Origin of the sequence: Sorangium sp. KYC3313 (assembly GCF_052075895.1) — a bacterium.
Taxonomy (GTDB): domain Bacteria; phylum Myxococcota_A; class Polyangia; order Polyangiales; family Polyangiaceae; genus Sorangium; species Sorangium cellulosum_B.
The window spans coordinates 139,401-155,683 of record NZ_CP197255.1; the positions used below are offsets into that span (position 1 = coordinate 139,401).

At 72.6% G+C, this 16,283-nt stretch carries 13 protein-coding genes; 5 read left to right on the forward strand and 8 right to left on the reverse strand.

Features of this window, described 5'->3' with window-relative positions:
- Positions 1-190: 190 nt before the first annotated feature.
- Positions 191-3,685: a PD-(D/E)XK nuclease family protein gene (locus ACSRUE_RS00540; RefSeq protein ID WP_441289312.1), complete on the forward strand. Its 3,495-nt coding sequence runs from the start codon at positions 191-193 to the stop codon at positions 3,683-3,685.
- 83 nt (positions 3,686-3,768) lie between these two features.
- Complete coding sequence (locus tag ACSRUE_RS00545) at positions 3,769-4,974, forward strand: ABC transporter permease (protein ID WP_441289313.1); 1,206 nt, start codon at positions 3,769-3,771, stop codon at positions 4,972-4,974.
- A 63-nt stretch (positions 4,975-5,037) separates the two neighbouring features.
- Here the strand turns inward: ACSRUE_RS00545 and ACSRUE_RS00550 are convergent, their stop codons facing one another.
- Positions 5,038-7,395, reverse strand: coding sequence for an ATP-binding protein (locus ACSRUE_RS00550; RefSeq protein WP_441289314.1), 2,358 nt, complete (start codon positions 7,393-7,395; stop codon positions 5,038-5,040).
- A 502-nt stretch (positions 7,396-7,897) separates the two neighbouring features.
- The gene (locus tag ACSRUE_RS00555; protein WP_441289315.1) at positions 7,898-8,350 is read right to left on the reverse strand and encodes a hypothetical protein; all 453 of its coding nucleotides are present in this window, start codon (positions 8,348-8,350) and stop codon (positions 7,898-7,900) included.
- A gap of 9 nt (positions 8,351-8,359) precedes the next feature.
- Between ACSRUE_RS00555 and ACSRUE_RS00560 the strand changes: the two genes are divergently transcribed.
- Positions 8,360-9,136 (forward strand): DUF4142 domain-containing protein, encoded by a 777-nt coding sequence (locus tag ACSRUE_RS00560; protein ID WP_441289316.1) that lies wholly within the window; start codon positions 8,360-8,362, stop codon positions 9,134-9,136.
- Positions 9,137-9,312: 176 nt separating this feature from the next.
- Here the strand turns inward: ACSRUE_RS00560 and ACSRUE_RS00565 are convergent, their stop codons facing one another.
- Positions 9,313-9,738: a hypothetical protein gene (locus ACSRUE_RS00565; RefSeq protein WP_441289317.1), complete on the reverse strand. Its 426-nt coding sequence runs from the start codon at positions 9,736-9,738 to the stop codon at positions 9,313-9,315.
- Between the two features lie 151 nt (positions 9,739-9,889).
- Here ACSRUE_RS00565 and ACSRUE_RS00570 point away from each other — a divergent pair, with 151 nt between their 5' ends.
- Positions 9,890-10,537, forward strand: a complete 648-nt coding sequence (locus tag ACSRUE_RS00570; protein ID WP_441289318.1) for a hypothetical protein — start codon at positions 9,890-9,892, stop codon at positions 10,535-10,537.
- Positions 10,538-10,682: 145 nt separating this feature from the next.
- Here the strand turns inward: ACSRUE_RS00570 and ACSRUE_RS00575 are convergent, their stop codons facing one another.
- Positions 10,683-11,042, reverse strand: coding sequence for an arsenate reductase family protein (locus tag ACSRUE_RS00575; RefSeq protein ID WP_441289319.1), 360 nt, complete (start codon positions 11,040-11,042; stop codon positions 10,683-10,685).
- Between the two features lie 667 nt (positions 11,043-11,709).
- Here ACSRUE_RS00575 and ACSRUE_RS00580 point away from each other — a divergent pair.
- A complete protein-coding gene (locus ACSRUE_RS00580) occupies positions 11,710-13,050 on the forward strand; it encodes a sigma-70 family RNA polymerase sigma factor (RefSeq protein WP_441289320.1) in 1,341 nt (446 codons plus the stop codon).
- A 24-nt stretch (positions 13,051-13,074) separates the two neighbouring features.
- Here the strand turns inward: ACSRUE_RS00580 and ACSRUE_RS00585 are convergent, their stop codons facing one another.
- The 4 genes from ACSRUE_RS00585 to ACSRUE_RS00600 form a co-directional block, all read right to left on the reverse strand.
- A complete protein-coding gene (locus tag ACSRUE_RS00585; RefSeq protein ID WP_437762145.1) occupies positions 13,075-13,230 on the reverse strand; it encodes a hypothetical protein in 156 nt (51 codons plus the stop codon).
- 409 nt (positions 13,231-13,639) lie between these two features.
- Entirely contained in the window at positions 13,640-13,774 is a 135-nt protein-coding gene (locus ACSRUE_RS00590) for a hypothetical protein (protein WP_441289321.1), read from the reverse strand.
- A gap of 45 nt (positions 13,775-13,819) precedes the next feature.
- Positions 13,820-14,422 carry a hypothetical protein gene (locus tag ACSRUE_RS00595; RefSeq protein WP_441289322.1) on the reverse strand — a complete coding sequence of 201 codons (603 nt, stop codon included), beginning with the start codon at positions 14,420-14,422 and terminating at the stop codon, positions 13,820-13,822.
- Positions 14,423-15,177: 755 nt separating this feature from the next.
- Positions 15,178-16,098, reverse strand: coding sequence for a transposase (locus ACSRUE_RS00600; RefSeq protein WP_441293046.1), 921 nt, complete (start codon positions 16,096-16,098; stop codon positions 15,178-15,180).
- Positions 16,099-16,283: the final 185 nt, after the last annotated feature.

Genomic DNA, 16,283 nt, shown 5'->3' on the forward strand with positions numbered 1-16,283 from the left:
GGCTGCTCGGCTCGGGCCGCCGCTTTCGCGAGGCGGCGGCGGATCTGGCGGCGTTGCCCTGCGATGCCTGGGAGAAGAGCATCGCCGCGCCGCTGCTGTTACACTTCGAGCTCGATCAACGCCGGATTGCCAGGCTCGTAAGCGTCGGTCATCACCTCCCCGCGGCCTCCGCCGCCTCCCGAGCCCCCCCGTGCCCCACGCCGTCATCACCTCCCCCAGCGCCGCCGCCCGCCTCGATCGGGCCGTGGGCTGGCTGCGCCGCCGGCGCCCCGCGGAGCGCGTGCTCCTCGTCGGCGCCTCGGTCGAGGCCGTGGGCGAGCTCGCCCGCGCGTCGATCCGCGGCCGCCGCGCCACCTTCGGCTGGCACCGGCTCACCCTGGGGCGCCTCGCCGCCGCGCTCGCGATGCCGGCGCTCGCCGAGCGCGGCCTCGTCCCGGCCAGCCCGCTCGCCATCGAGGCCCTCTGCGCGCGCACCCTCGACGGGCTCGCGCAGGACGGGCTGCTCGGCCGCTTCGCCCGCGTCGCGGATCGACCCGGGTTGCCGCGCGCCGTCGCGCGGACGCTCGACGAGGCGCGGCTCTCCGGCGTCGCGCCGGACGCGCTCGCGCCGGCCGATCTCGACCGCATCGCCCACGCGTTCGACGCCGCCCTGGACGACGCGGGGCTCGCCGATCGCGCGATCGTCCTGCGCCTCGCGGCCGAGCGCGCCCGGGCCGCGGACGACGGCGACCCCCGCTCGCGCCACCCGCTGCTCGGGCTGCCGATGCTCCTGCTCGACCTGCCCGTGCGGTTCGCGCTGGAGCGCGAGCTCCTTGAGGCCGTCGCCGCACGCTCGCCCGACGCGCTCGCCACGGTGCCGGCCGGCGACGCCGCGTCGCTGCGCCACCTGCAGGCGGCGCTCCGATCGCCGCCGCGGCGGGTCTCGCTGACCGCGGTCTCCGCCGCGCACGACGGCGCCGGCGCGGGCAATGGCGTGGACGACGGCGCCGACGACGGCGCGGGCGACGAGCCGCCGCCGGTCGCGCCCAGCACCTCGCTCGCGCGCCTGCAGGAGCACCTGTTCGACCCGCTGACCGACGAGGCCCCCGGGCTCGGCGACGAGGTCGAGATCCTCTCCGCGCCCGGCGAGAGCCGGGAGTGCGTGGAGCTCGCGCGCATCGCGCTGCGCGAGGCCGCCCGCGGCGTGCCGTTCGAGCGGATGGCGATCCTCCTGCGCGCGCCCGAGCAGTACCGCGCGCACCTCGTCGAGGCGCTGCGCCGTGCCGGGATCCCTGCGCACTTCGCGCAGGGCTCGGTGCAGCCCGACCCGGCGGGCCGCGCGCTGCTCGCGCTGCTCGCGTGCGCCGCCGAGCACCTGTCGGCGTCGCGCTTCGCCGAGTACCTCTCGCTCGCGCAGGTCCCCGACGCGACGCCCGCGGGCGAGCCGCCGCCGGCCGCACCCGAGGCCGACCGCTGGGTGCCGCCGGACGACGATCTCTTCCCCGAGCTCCTGCGAGGCGGCTTCGACGAGACGCCTCCGGACGACGAGATGGCGGGGGAAGATCTCGGGGTCGATCCGCCAGGGAAAAGCTTCCGTCCGGCCGCCCAGAACCCCGATCGGACAGTCCAGGGCCCCGATCCGACAGCCCCGACGCCCGATCCGACAGCCCAGGGCCCCGACGCCCCCGTGCACGACGGCACCCTGCGCGCCCCGCGGCGCTGGGAGCGCATCCTCGTCGACGCGGCGGTGATCGGCGGGCTCGATCGGTGGGAGGCGCGGCTCTCGGGCTTCGAGCGGGAGCTCCGGCTTTCGCTCTCCCGCGCCCCCGAGGATCGCGACGCCGCGCGCGTCGCGCGGACGCTCGCGGACCTCTCGGCCCTCCGCGCCTTCGCGCTGCCGCTGCTCGCGGCGCTGCCCGGCCCGGGCGAGCGCGCGACCTTCGGCGAGTGGCAGCGCCGCCTCTCGGCCCTCGCGACGCGCGCGCTCCGGCGGCCCGAGCGCGTGCTCGCCGTGCTCGCCGAGCTCGCGCCGATGGCGCACGTCGGCCCGGTGGACCTCGGCGAGATCCGCCTCTGCCTCTCGCGCCGCCTCACCGACCTCGTGCTGCCGCCGGCCGCCCGCCGCGACGGGCGCCTCTTCGTCTCGCCCATCGAGGGCGCCCGCGGGCGCTCGTTCGACGTGGTCTTCGTCCCCGGGCTCGCCGAGCGGATCTTCCCGCAGAAGGTCGTCGAGGACCCGATCCTCCGCGACGCCCTCCGCCGGACGATCGCCGGGGGCGACTCGGGCCTCGACACGAGCGACGACCGCGTGGCGCGCGAGCGCCTCGCGCTCCGGCTCGCGGTCGGCGCGGCCCGCCAGCGGCTCGTCGTGTCGTACCCGCGCGTGGACATGGATCAGTCCCGCCCTCGGGTGCCCTCGTTCTACGGCCTCGAGCTCCTGCGCGCGGCCGAGGGCAGGCTGCCCGGCTTCGGGGAGCTCGAGCGCCGCGCCGAGCAGGGCGGCGCCGCGCGCATCGGCTGGCCCGCGCCCGCGCGGCCCGAGGACGCCATCGACGCGGCCGAGCACGACCTCGCGCTCCTCGAGACGCTCTTCAGCCTGCCGGAGGCGCAGACGGTCGGCACCGCGCGCTACCTGCTCAACGCCAACCCCCACCTCGCGCGGGCGCTCCGGTTCCGCGCGCGGCGCTGGATCCCGGGCTGGACGAGCGCCGACGGGCTGTTCAAGCCGATCGCGGAGGCGCGCGAGGCGCTCGCGAAGCACGCGTTCGGGCGCAGGTCGTTCTCGCCGACCGCCCTCCAGCACTTCGCCGCGTGCCCTTACCGCTTCTTCCTCTACGCCGTGCACAGGCTCGCCCCGCGCCCGGCGCCCGAGGCGATCGAGGAGCTCGACCCGCTCCAGCGCGGCCGGCTCGTGCACGACGTGCTCTACGAGGTGCTGGTCGCCCTGCGCGACGCGGGCAAGCTGCCGCTCGGCCTGCCAGCGCTCGACGAGGCGCGGGCCGAGCTCGATCGGGCGCTCGACCGCGTCGCCGCGCGCTACGCGGACGAGCTCGCGCCGGCGATCCGGCGCGTCTGGGACGACGGCATCGCGTCGGTGCGGGCCGACCTCCGGGAGTGGCTGCGGCGCGCCGCGGAGGACCGCGACTGGGAGCCGATCCATTTCGAGCTGTCGTTCGGGCTGCCGCGCCGCCTCGCCACCCGCGATCCGGGGAGCTCGGACGCGCCCGTGGAGCTCGACTGCGGCGTCCGGCTCCGGGGCTCGATCGACCTGGTCGAGCGGAGCGTGTGGGGCGCGATGCGGGCGACCGACTACAAGACGGGCAAGGCGCGGGCGCCGCGCGACGCGGTCGTGAGCGGCGGCGGCACGCTCCAGCCGGTCCTCTACGCGCTCGCGCTGGAGAAGCTCATGCCCCCGGGCACGCAGGTCGAGTCCGGGCGGCTCTATTACTGCACCTCCGCCGGCGGGTTCACGGAGGTGCCGATCTACCTGGACGCGCGGGCGCGCGACGCGGCCGCCCAGGTGGCGGGGATCATCGGGGACGCGCTCGACAAGGCGGCCCTCCTGCCGATGCCGGCGGAGGGGGCGTGCGCGCAGTGCGATTACCGGCCGGTGTGCGGGCCCTACGAGGAGCTCAGGACCGGGAAGATCAAGCGGCGCGACATCGAGCCGCGGCGCCGGCTGGAGCAGCTCCGACGGCTCGCGTGAGCGCGGGTGTCGCACGGAAGCGTCGCCCCCGGCCGGCGGCCCGCGATCGCCGGGGGCGTGGCCGGGGATGTATACACTCCATCATGCACAGCAAGATCGCTTTGCCCTGCGCCCTGCTCGCGCTCGCGGCGACGGGCACCGGTTGCAATCTCATTTTCGGCATCGAGCCTGGCACGGAGGGGGCTTCCTCCGCTTCCTCGACGACGACCACGGGATCCGGGGACGGAGGCTCTTCCCAGATGACGTCGGGCACCGGCGGAGACGGCGGCGATGGCACCGGCGGCGATGACGGCAACGGCGGCGACGGCGGCAGCGCCGGGGGCACGCCGTCGTGCCCCCCGTCGAACTGCGCCGTGGGGGAGTGCCCCGTGACGCAGATACCAGGGGAGCTCGGGGCCAATGCGAAGGGCATGGTGGTCACCCGGGATCTCGTGCTCATGGCCAGCAACCAGGCCATCGTCGCCATCCCGAAGGACGGCGGGGCCGCGCGCACGCTCCCGGGCACCCTCGGCTTCGGAGATACCGCCTGGGTCACCTACTCGGGCGGGCAGCTCTCGTGGACCAACTGGGGCAACGGCGACGTGCTGGGGATCTCCATCGATCCGCCGAGCTCGAGCCCGATCCGGATCGCGACGGTCCCCCCGCCGGAGGGCGAGCATGTCGTCACGGGCTTCGGCCGCATCGCCTCGTTCGGCGACAGCATCTACTGGGCGACGCAGACGCCCACAGCCGTCTGGCGGGCGAAGGCCGACGGCAGCCAGGCGCTGGCCGAGCAGGTCGCCTCCGGCGAGCAGGTGGTCGGCGTCGCCGTCGACGCGACGCACATCTACTGGTCGGAGTATTTCGCGCGCCAGATCCTGCGCAAGACGAAGGACCCCCTCGGCGACACCGCCGAGGTCTTCGCGGAGACCAACGGCTACCCGTCAGCGCTCGTCCTCGCCAACGGCGTCGTGCACTGGGTGACCGACGGCACCGGCGCGATCCAGTCCAAGGCGACAAGCGCGGCGCCGAGCACCCCGCCGTTCACCACCACGGTCGACGCTCAGGCCGTCGCCAAGTCGCTCGCGGTGGACGACGAGTTCCTCTACTGGACCGTTTACATGAACAGCGAGGGGAAAGGCGAGGTGCGGAGGGCGCACCTCGGCATGGGGGACGCGGTCACCCTCGCGACCGGGCAGCCGTACTTCTTCGAGATCGCCGTCGACTGCGGCTCCATCTACTGGAACATCAACAACCTAGAAGCCGAAGAGGAAGCCGTGGTGTTCCAGATGCCGAAGCCCTCGAACTGAGCACCTCGTCCCCCGAGCCCGTCGCTGGCAGCGCGCTCCCGGGCAGCTCGGCGGGCGCGACGACTACCCGGCGCCCTCCGCCTCTTCCCTCCTGGGCCACGTGAACCGGAACGTCGCGCCGCTCTTGCCGTCCGACTCGACCCACGCCCGCCCGCCGCGGCTCTCCACGATCTTTCGCACGATGGCGAGGCCGATCCCCGTGCTCTCCACCTTGTCCCTCGCCTGCAGCGTCTGGAACATCCCCCACACCTTCTCCTGGAACGCTGGCGCGATACCAGGCCCGTTGTCGGACACGGAGACCTCGATCCTATCGCCGTGCTCCCGGGCGGACACGGAGACCGCCGCGTCCTCGCGGCCCGCGTGCTTGAGGCCGTTCGTGACGAGGTTCATGAGCACCTGTTGCAAGGGCACCCTGTAAGTCCGCAGGGTCGCCGGCGGCACGTCGAGCGTCACCCGCGCGGGCGGCCTCGGTGCGATGAGCTCGACCACCTCCCTCGCCAGCCTCTCGAGGTCGACGCTCTCCGGCTTCTGGCGGAACCTCGTGGCGCGGGAGTAGGCCAGGATTCCCTCGATCAAGGCCTCCATGCGCCGCACGCGCCCGCGCAGGAGCTCCATCTGATGGCGCGTGTCCGCGGTGAGCTTGTCGGAGAGGTCCTCCTCGATCCACTGGGCGAGGCTCGCGATGCCCCGGAGGGGGGCCTTCAGATCGTGGCTCGTCACGTACGCGAACTGGTCGAGCTCGGCGTTGGTCCGCTCCAGCGCGCGGATGAGCGATTGCGCCTCCTGGAACCGCCTCGCGTTGTCGATCAGCAGGGCGACGCGGCTCCCGAGCTCCTCGGCGAGCGCGACGTCCGCCTGGCTGAAGCGACGGCCCGACTCCGCGTGGACCAGCGTCAGCGCGCCGATGGTCCGGTCGTGCGCCCGGAGCGGGACGACGACATACGACCTCAGCCCGAGCGACCGGATCAGGCGAAGGTGCTCGGGGCTCAGCGCCGCGGACTCGATGGCGGCGTCCGGGATGTCGGCCATCCACTCGGAGCGACCGGCGCGGATCACCGCGGGCACGCCCGCCGGGGCGTCGGGCCGGGGCGGAGCCATCGCGCGGAGGCGCTCGGCGAGCTCGATCTTCGCGGGATCGCAGTGGTGGACGGCCACGCGCTCGATGGAATCGCCGTTCAGCATGTCGACCGCGCACCAGTCGGCCAGGGTGGGGACCGCCAGGTGGGTCAGCTGCGTGAGCCGCGACGCGACGTCGAGCGAGCCGGAGAGCGCGGCGCCCGCCTCGCTCAGGAGGCGGAGCGTCGCCTGCTGCCGCTCGAGCTCCGCCGCGAGCATCTCCGCGCGTGCCCGGGCCTCGCGCTCCCGCTCGAGGAGGCGCGCCCTGTCCAGCGCCGACGCGCACTGCGCCGCCACGCTGAGCAGGAACTCGCGCTCTTCGGGGCTCCACGCCCGCTCGTTCGCGAACGTGAACGCGAGGCCGCCGAGCAGCGCCGCGTGGGCGACGATCGGCAGGACGGCGAGCGCCTTCACGTCGTCGCGGACAGGCCGCAGGGCCGCGAGCTCGGGGTACGCGGCGTGCAGGCTTTGCCTCGTGTCCACCCAGATGGGGCGGCGCTCGCGGAGCGCGTCCGAGAGCGGCAGTCGGGCGTCGAGGGGCACCCTCGCGTAAGGGCTCGTGCGCTGCTCCTCGAGCCCCGAGTGGTCGACGAGCGCCGCGACGCCGGCCGCGTCGTCCGCCGTGTACATCATCGTCGTCGAGGCGCCGAGCACCCGGTGGATGTCGCTCACGACGGCGGCGGACACCTGCTCGACCGTCACGGCGCCGCCCAGCGCGGTGCTGACCGCGAGCAGCGCCTGGGTGAGCCGGGCGCGGCGATCGAGCTCCTCGACCTGCCTCGTGAGCTGCGCGGCGAGCTCGCCGCGCTCGGCCTCGACCTGCTTGAGGCGCGAGATGTCGGCGAACACCGAGATCCCGCCCTCGAGCTCTCCGCCAGGCCCGATGATGGGGGCGGCGCTCCCGAGGACCATGCCATACGTCCCGTCGAAGCGCTGAATCCGGGTCTCCTCGCTCTCGATGACCCGTCGTTCGGACATCGCGCGGGCCATGGCCCAGTCCTTTGCCTCGTACGGGCGGCCGCCCTCGTGGAAGGCGCGATACAGCGTCCAGTCGTTGATCGATTCGGTCGAGGCGCTGCCGGCCCAGATGCGTTCTGCCGCCCGGTTGTGCAGGACGAGCTTCCCGGAGGCGTCGCAAAGGATGACGCCGTGCGGGCTGTGCTCGAGCACGGCGTCGAGCCACCCGCGATCCCGGGACCCCACGGCGTGGAGCCGCTCGAGCTCACGCTTCAGGGCCTCGATGTCCGTCGTATCGACGCGGGCGGCGGGCCCGGGAGACGGGCCGTTGTGCGCGGAGGTTTTCATAGGATGACGGCGACCGGCGCCTCGGCAGAGGGCCGAGGCGGCGCTCGGTCGGACGTCGCCGGAGCTTACGCGCATCGATGGCGCGGCGGAAGGCGGCGCGACCCGGCCGAGCGGGTTCCTCGGCGCGCGTGCGCGGCGCGGCGCGCGCATGCCCGGCTGCCTGGCGGCGATCCGGCCGCCTGGCAGCTTGTCCGGCGCCGCGCACGGCGCCGGCGCGCCCTCGCGCGGGCGAGTGCCCGAGCGGGTCCTTGGGATCATGATCGATCGCCGGGCCGGCCGCTGCGCGCCGGCTGGGTCTGGGTCGACGCCGAGCAGGACTGCGACTCTCGGCGCGATCGCGCAGGGGCGCAGGGGCGCTCGGGGAAATGACGATGCAGGCTTAGGGCTCCACCTCGCTCACCATCCTCGCTTCCCGAACCCAGATGTTCGGGGCCGATAACCGGCAGGTGAGCGCGACAGCGCGCCGGTGTCGGCCAAGGAGCAAGCAATGATGGGCAATCGTTCAGGTCGCCTCATGGCGATCATGTTCGCTGGGAGCTTTGTCCTCGCGGGGGCCGGCGGCTGCCTCGGCAGCGACGATGACGCCGAGACGAATCGCGGTGGAACGGATGGGCAAGAGCGGACCGGCACGGGCCCCGACGGCAGGAGCCACGGACAGACGGGCCGAGACGGCGCGCGAGGCGCCGGGAGGGGCGGTGGAGCGCAGGCAGGCGGCAGGCAGGGAGGCCGCGAGCAGCCCGGTCATCAAGGCGGCAGACAGGGCGGCGAACGGGCCGGCGGCCAGCGCGCGGGCGACAGGCAGATGTGCGGCGAGCAGGCCGGCCATCAAGGCGGCAGGCAAGGGGGCCGCGGACAGATCGGCAGTCAGGGCGACAGGCAGGGAGGCCGCGGAGAGCGCGGCGCGACGCAGCAGCCGTCGGACGCGGAGCTCACGATGCTGATCTCGTTCATCCACCAGAAGGAGGTGGATCTGTCGCAGATCGCCTTGGACAAGGCCGAGTCCCCGGACGTGAAGCGCTACGCCGAGCAGATCGTCGAGGAGCACTCCCAGTCGGAGCAGATCGGCGCGGGCTCGCGAGATTCAGGTATGAACATGGAGTCGTGCCCGCGCTGCCGGGAGCTCGACGAGAGCTCGACCGAGATGAGCGGAGCGCTGGAAGAGGAGGAAGGCGCCGAGTTCGACACGGCCTTCATCTGGGCTCAGATCTCCTTCCATCGCCGCGCCCTCGAGCTCCTCGACGTGCCGGGCGTCGCGAACGCGGAGAACGCCAGGATACGAACCAGCGTGAAGGCGATGCGAGCGGACGTCGAGCAGCACCTGACGGAGGCCGAGCAGCTGTTCTGCTTGCTGCTCCACGAGCAGCGGACAGGCGGCCAGCAGCAACGCACCCAACAGGAAGGCACCCAGCACGGCCAGCAGCAACGCGGCCAGTTCGGCTGGGCGCAAACCGGCCAGCAGCAGGGCATCCAGGTCGGCCATCAGCAACGCGGCCAGGTCAGCCAGATGCAGCCCGGCCAGCGGCAGGGCGCCCAGCTCGGCCAGCAGCAACGCGGACAGCAGCAACGCGGCCAGGTCAGCCAGATGCAGCCCGGCCAGCGGCAGGGCGCCCAGCTCGGCCAGCAGCAACGCGGCCAGGTCAGCCAGGTGCAGCCCGGCCAGCGGCAGGGCGCCCAGCTCGGCCAGCAGCAAGGCCCCCAGGCCTACGCGCAGCGGCAAGGGGAATCGCAGAAGTCCCAGTAACAGAGCTTCATGTCCCGCAGGGCGGCGGCGACGGCGCCTGCTCGCGGCCTTCGCGAGCGCCGAGCACCCCGAGCGCGACCCCGCCTACCCAATCCAATAACGGCGTCCATGGTCTCGTGACCGCGATCGCGGTCGAGTAGGCGCCTGCGCGCGGTCGCTCAGGCGAGCCGCGCGCGTCATGCGTCGATCCACGTCCACGGGAAGTCGACCTCCACAACCGTGTCGGCGCCGTCGAACACGTCGACGCTCTCGACGCGCACGATATCGCTCATCGCGTCTCCGTCGAAATCCACGAGCCAGACATCGACGTCATAGTACCCCTCGGAGAGGCCGTCGATGGTGAGGCCGAAATCATCGCAGTCCCCCACCGCCTCGAGGACGAGGAAGCCATCCTCGTCCTCGACGCTGACCGCGACCCCGCTCACGTCGTGATCGAAGCACGCCCACGGGTCGTCGCTGCCGTCGATGGTCAGGGCGACGGTGAGCGAGCCGCGCGTGAGGTGATCGTGGTCATCGTCATGATCGACGACGATGCACCCCGTGAGCGAAGCGGTGGCGAGGACGCAGCCAGCGAGGCCGGTGAGCACCTTCGAAAGTTTCATGAGGATCGCCTTCCTTTATCCAAGTCTGGCGCTGTCGCGCCGATGCGCGGCACGGCAGCAAGCGCTATACCAGCGAGCGGCGCCCTGCGGTGCCACGCGGCGGCGCTCCGCCTTCGCCGGGTGGCACCGCAGTTGCTCCTGTGAACCCCCCATGGAGATGAACGTGCCAGGCCTCGATATTTCCTCCCCCAGAGCTGCGGCGCGCGCTCAGCCGCGCAGCAGCAGGCTCGTCGTGCTGGTCGCGCTCGTTGCGCTCGCGCTCCTCGGCGCGACCGGGTGCGCGGCAGAAGTCCACACCAGGGCCGCTGCGCCGGCGCATGCGACCGTCACGTACCAGGAGTTCGCGGTGTACGAGGAGCCGGTCGTTCACATCGCAGCGGCGCCGGTCCACGTCGAGACCTACCCGCGCGTGTACTACCGCGGGACCTACGTCTACTACGTGGACGGCCGCTGGTACTACCCGTCGCACCACGGCTGGGTGTACTACCGGGACGAGCCACGCGCCCTGGTCCGCTACCGCGTCGGCTTCGAGCGACACGGCCACCATCACCATCAGCATCACCACGTGCACCGCACAACCACGGTCAGGCCGGCAGCGACGGTCAGGGCGGGGGCCTCGGTCAGGCCGGCAACCTCGGTCAGGCCGGCAACCTCGGTCAGGCCGGCAACCTCGGTGAGGGCGGGGGCGACGGTGAAGGCGGGGGCCTCGGTCAGGCCGGCGAAGCCAGCGAAGCCGGCGAAGAAGCATCGCGTGGAGCGTCGACGGCACCACGTCGAGGAGAGGCGCCCCGAGCGCTGACTGCCGCCTCGGCGTTGGCACAATCGTTGCGCATGCACCAGCGACGAGGCGGCGACGCGAGTCGCGGCATGACCGCGCTCCCTTCGAGGTCGCCTCGGCCCGCGCGCGAGCCCAGCCTCCCCCGATCCCCTCGCCCGCCCTTCCGCTACCCGCCCTTCGCGGCGTCCGCGAAGGCCCTCCAGGTCGCCTCGGCCGCGCCCACGCAGGCGCGCGTCCCGTCGCGCACGATGGGCGTGCGGAGCAAGAGCGGATCATCGACGAGGAGCTCCGCGATCCGCTCATCGCTCGGGCCGAGGTGCTGGAGGCCTCGCTCCTTCACCCGCGCGCTCTCCGCATCGTAAAGCGCGCGCACGCCGCCCACCGCGCGCGCTACGCTGGCGAGCTCCCCCTTGGAGAGACCCTTCTCGCGCAGATCGACGAGCTGCACCTTGATGCCCCGGTCGGCGAAGAACCGCTGCGCCGCCCGCGTCGCCTTGCACTTGGCCGTGCCGAAGATCTGGATCATGCGCGTCGCTCCTCGGTGGAATGGCTACTGCGCGCTCCGGAGGGCAGCGCGGGCGTGGAGCATAGCAACCGCTGCTCGAACGGCGCAGGGCCAGCGGCGCGCAGGACGCTCCGCGTCGTGCCCGAAGCGCATCGCCCCCAAGCGCGGCTCAGCAGCAGCGCCGCCGCGCGCAAGGGTCGATTCTTCCGACCTACGTTGCCGATTCTTCCGACCTACGTTGCCGTCCGCTGCCGTCTCGGAGCACTCCGCCCCGTCGCGGCCGCTCCACCCGACGGGCGGCGACCTCGCTCCGCCCCCTCCGAGGCCGCCCCCGTCGGGTCAAGAGCTCCCCCTCTCGACGCCGTCCGCCAGCGCCCTCACGTCGCGCCCTCCAACGCCCGCTCCTCCGCCCCGCAGCGCGATCGAGCGGAACGCGTCCGCTCGTCCGGCGACGTCCGCTCGTCCGGCAACGCACACGCGCGCGCCACCATCCCAGGACAACGAGAACGGGCCGCGCCGAGCGGGGCAACAACACCGAAAAACGCCGTGAAAATGCGCCATGTCGGCGGTCGATTCGTTTTCCTATTTACGTCCTCAGCGGTTAGGATATCGAGGCGCATTGATGATCGTGCCCCCTCACACCCTTCGCGGTCGGGTACGACGCAGCGGCAACACTGGAGCGCATTGAATGAGGTTCCGTCCCTCGCTCTCGACGAGCGAGTCCGAATCGAGTCATCCCGTTTCCATCGCTTCCGCGGGTGGACGCGCGGGCGAGCGCGCGCCAGCTCGGCGCGCGAAGGCCGCCGGCGCGCAAACCACGCTCGGCGCGACCGAGCTCTACTTCCGGGCGCTCGCCGGCAGCCAGCCGCTGACGCGCGAGGGCGAGGTCGCGATCGGCCGTCGTATCGAGGCGGGCGCGCTCGCCTGCTTCGAGGCGTGGGTCCGGTCGCCCGTCGCGCTGCGCGAGCTCGCCTCGACGGCGGAGGACGTCCAGGTCGGGGCGCTCAGCCTCCGGGATCTGCTGTGCGAGGCCGACGCGGGTGATCCCGAGGCGGACGCCTGCGCGAAGCGGCTCGCGGTGCTGCTCGATCTCGCCCGCTCGCTCCTCGGCCGGCAGATCACCGAGGACGGCGTGGAGACCGCCCTCGCGGGCCTCGCCGCGGGCCTCGCCGAGCTGCGCCTCGATCCGACCTTCGAGGAGCGCATCGAGCGGAGCCTTCGCGCAGCAGCGGCCGAGGCGGACAAGGCGGAGCGCGCCGCGATCGAGGCCACGATCGCGGCGATCGCCCGGGGGCGCCGCGCCGTCGCGCAGGCGAAGTCCGAGCTCGTCCAGGCGAACCTCCGGCTCGCGGTCGCCATCGCGCGGGAGCACCAGCGCTTCGGCGTCCCGCTGCTGGACCTCGTGCAGGAGGGGAACCTCGGTCTGATCCGCGCCGCCGACAAGTTCGAGTACCGCCGAGGCCACCGCTTCGGCACCTACGCCGCGTGGTGGATCAAGCAGGCGATCAAGAGGACGATCCTCAACCAGGGAAAGCCCGTTCGGATGCCGGTCCACCTCACCGCGATCCGGAGCCAGGTGGTGCGCGCCCGGCGAGATCTGGTGCAGGAGCGGGGGCGCGAGCCTTCCGTCGAGGAGATCGCGGAGCGCAGCGGCCTCACCGTGGAGAAGGTGCGGGTGATCAGCGAGCTCGCGCTCGAGCCGCTCAGCCTCGACGCCCCCGTCGGCGAGGAGGGCGATACCCGGTACGGCGATCTGCTGGCCAACGACGAGCCCACGCCCGCGGACATGCTGGCCCGGCGTCGGCTGATCGAGCAGACGCGCGAGCTGCTCGACTCGCTGCAGCCGCGTGAGCGCGAGCTCCTGCGGCGCCGCTTCGGCCTCGACGGCAACGAGGACGAGACGCTCGAGGAGATCGGGCAGTCGTTCTCGCTGACGCGGGAGCGCATCCGTCAGATCGAGGCGAAGCTGCTCGAGAAGCTCCGGACGCGCTCGCGGCAGCGAGAGCTCGGCTCCTATCTCGAGGGGTGAGGGCGCGGGAAGCGCCGGCGCGCTTCAGAAGCTGTACCCGCCGCCCCGCTCAGCCGGCGCGCCGGCCACGTTCTCGTACGCGAGCTCGACGTGGTTGGGGACGAGGAAGCGCAGGGCATCGACGAGCAGGCAGTCGTCCTTGCCGTCGCACAGCCGCTCGTCCCGGCTCCCGAAGATCATGCGCCACTTCACGGGCAGGCCGAGGGCCGCGCGCGCCGAGCGCGCCGCCGGCCTCGGGGAGCCTGTCGCTCAGCGTCCCGGCGACGAGGTAGACCGGCGCGACGGCCAGATAGACGTAGTGGTTCATCGGGCTGCTCTCGCCGGCAAAGCCGGCGGCGATCGTCAACGTCGGTCGAGCCTACGCTCGCCGAGAGCCCCGCGGAGAAGTACGGGACCCACGACGCGCTGTCGGGGCCGGTAGACCCGCACCAGCCGAGAAACAGCCTGCCCGCCAAGACCCGTACGCCGCTGCCCGCGCGCGCCGAAGGCGAGATCCATCTGAAAGGGCCGCACCGGATCGGCGAGAGCAGCACCCGAGGCGAGGGCGCGGCCATCCCTGCCACGGCCGCGAGGAACCACGCGGCGCGCATCACTGTCGCCCGGTCCCGATCTGACCTTGGCCGTCACCGCCCCAGCAGAACACCCCACTCTGCTCGTCGAGCGCGCAGGTGTGCTCTCGCCCGGCAGCGAGGGCGACCGCGCGCACGTCGAGCGCCGCCAGCACCGGCGCGGAGACCAGGTTGGTCTCCTCGGAGCCGAGCTGGCCGCTCTATTTGGAGCCCCAGCACACGACGCCGCCGTCGTCGAGCAGCGCGCAGCCGTGCCGCCCGCTGGCGACGACGGCCTTCGCACCGGCGACGCCCTCAACGAGGGTGACGACGAGGACCTCGTCGGCGCAGTCGACGATGGGCCCGCTGCCGCTCTGGCCGTTGAGGTTACAATGCCAGCACGCCACCTGTCCCGTTCCGAGCGCAGCGCAGCTGTGGCACGCGCCCGCCGCCCGCCCGCCCGCCGCAACGTCAGTCGCGCCGTCGCCCGCCGCAACGTCGGCCGCGCCGCGCACGCCCTCCTTGCGGGCAGCTCCGACGGCGCCGTCTCCCCAGCGCCACACGTCACCCTGCGCGTCGAGGGCGCACGCCTGCGCTTCGCCGGGAACCCACCCAGGTTGAGGAAGGAAAGGAACGACGAGCGCGGGCTCGCTCCTCCCGGTGGCCGAGCCGAGCAGGTGGCTCCGGTTGTCACCCCAGCAGACCACGGTGTCGGCACCGCGCACGGCGCACGTGAACTCGAGCGACGGATCGTCCGCCTCCACGAGCCCGTCGGCCGCGAGCTCAACCACGCCCTCCAGGCCGGGCACGTTGCGCGGTAGCACCGGGCAACGCCCACCAGCCACGACGTCCGCGCCCCCCGGAAATGTCGGTGCAGCCCGCCGGCAGGACGCCGAGGGAGCCGCCCACGTCATCCCCCCAGCACCTGCCCCTCCCCTCGTCGAAGAGCGCGCGCGTGTGCCACGGATCAGTGGCGAGACGCACAGGGTCCGCGGCGAGCGAGACCCACCTCGGGGAGGTCCTCAGTGAGCCGATGGAAACGCCGCCAAGCTGGCCCGCGTCGTGGTCGCCCCAGCACGCGGTATTACCGTTCCTGAGAATCGCGCAGGTAGGGTAGGCACCGGCGACGATCTGCGCCGCGGGTTCGAGCGCCTTCACGCGCACGGGGGTGAAGTGGTAGTCCTCCGTACATAAACGCCTTACCCAGGTTGCGCCGCGCCGCGCCGCCGCCGCGCCGGCGCCACGCCCGAAAACGACCGACCTACGTTGCGATGCGGCCAGGTTGCGTTGCGGCCGGGGCGCAGCGGCAACCCACCTCGGAATGACTATCCCATGGGTCCACCTTTCGAGAGGAATCATTCCGCGCTGCCAACCATCGCGTACAGCACTCTGCCCCTGACGCCGCTTCCTGTGCGTTCGGCACCGCCCGCAGACGTACGAAGGCGTACGAAGGCACGGGTACACCGCTGCACGAGACTCGTCCGTCCACACCACCGCCCCCATACGGAGGCGCCCCACGACAAGGCAATGATGACCTCGCCTGTCCCGCCCACCTCCCTGCCACGGCGCCGCTAGGGCTTTACACCGTGAGCACGACGTCGGCCACGCTGGCGCCGTGAAACGTGCTCATCCACCACGTCCCCGCGGGGAACACCGCGCTGCGTACGCCGGCACGCCATCGCTCCAGCGCCGCACGGTACGACGCTCGAAACGCACGTACAGCGGCACCAGCGATTCGCCACGCATCTCCCTGCTCGCGACCCACCGCAAACGTCGGATTGCCGTCGCGCAGCGGCTCGAAGCTCGTCACGCGCTCGTAAGGGGACACCTTGCAGGCTCTCTCGGCGCCCAAGAAGCGAAGTCCTCGCCGCTGCACCTCCGCGCGGGCCCGCGCTTCCTGTCGCTCGAGCTCGGCAGAGACGTCCTGGCGAAAGCCCTCCGCGCTGTCCTGCTCGATGGCCGGCGGCAGCGCGAGCGAGACCGTCGCTTCCTCGGGCCACTGGGGGTTTTCCGGGTCGAGATACACCGAAGGTCGTGCCGCGCGCAGCACGCCGCGACCGAGCTCGTCCACATCCACCTTGGCGCCCGGCCACTCGCGAGCATGCTGCACCAGGCCAGCGGCGACAGGATTCGCCATGACATAAGCAATCTTCTCCACCACCGCTGCGCGCGTCAGCAGCCGCACCACGCTCGTGGCCTCGTGGTCCCATACCGGGCCCTCCCACCCGCGAAGCACCTTCGTGCCGAGCGCGACGACGCGATGGAAGAATTGCAAGAACCGCGGCAGGACGCCCCTCGGGTCGGTCACGACCAGGTGCAGATGCGTTGACATGGCGCAGAGCGCATGGACCTCGATATCGTAACGGCGGGTCGACACCGCGAGGACGTAGACCAAGAGCTGGGTGATTGCCGCATCCGGGCGGAAGAGCAGGTGCCGGCGCAGGACACGGCGGGTGATGAGGTACGTGGCTCCGGCAGCGATCTCGCGGGGCTGGCTCATGACAGGCGCAATAAGACAAGCGCCGTGCCAGGGATTTTCATCAATCATTTCGCTGCGCGACCAAGCTTCGTGGGTGGCGGCCGCCTGGCGGGCCGCCACCCGAGCTGGAGCCGTTGCGACGACGACTAGCCCGACTAGCCCGACCTGGGTTGCGGTCAGTCCGCGATGCGATGCGGCTGCAACCT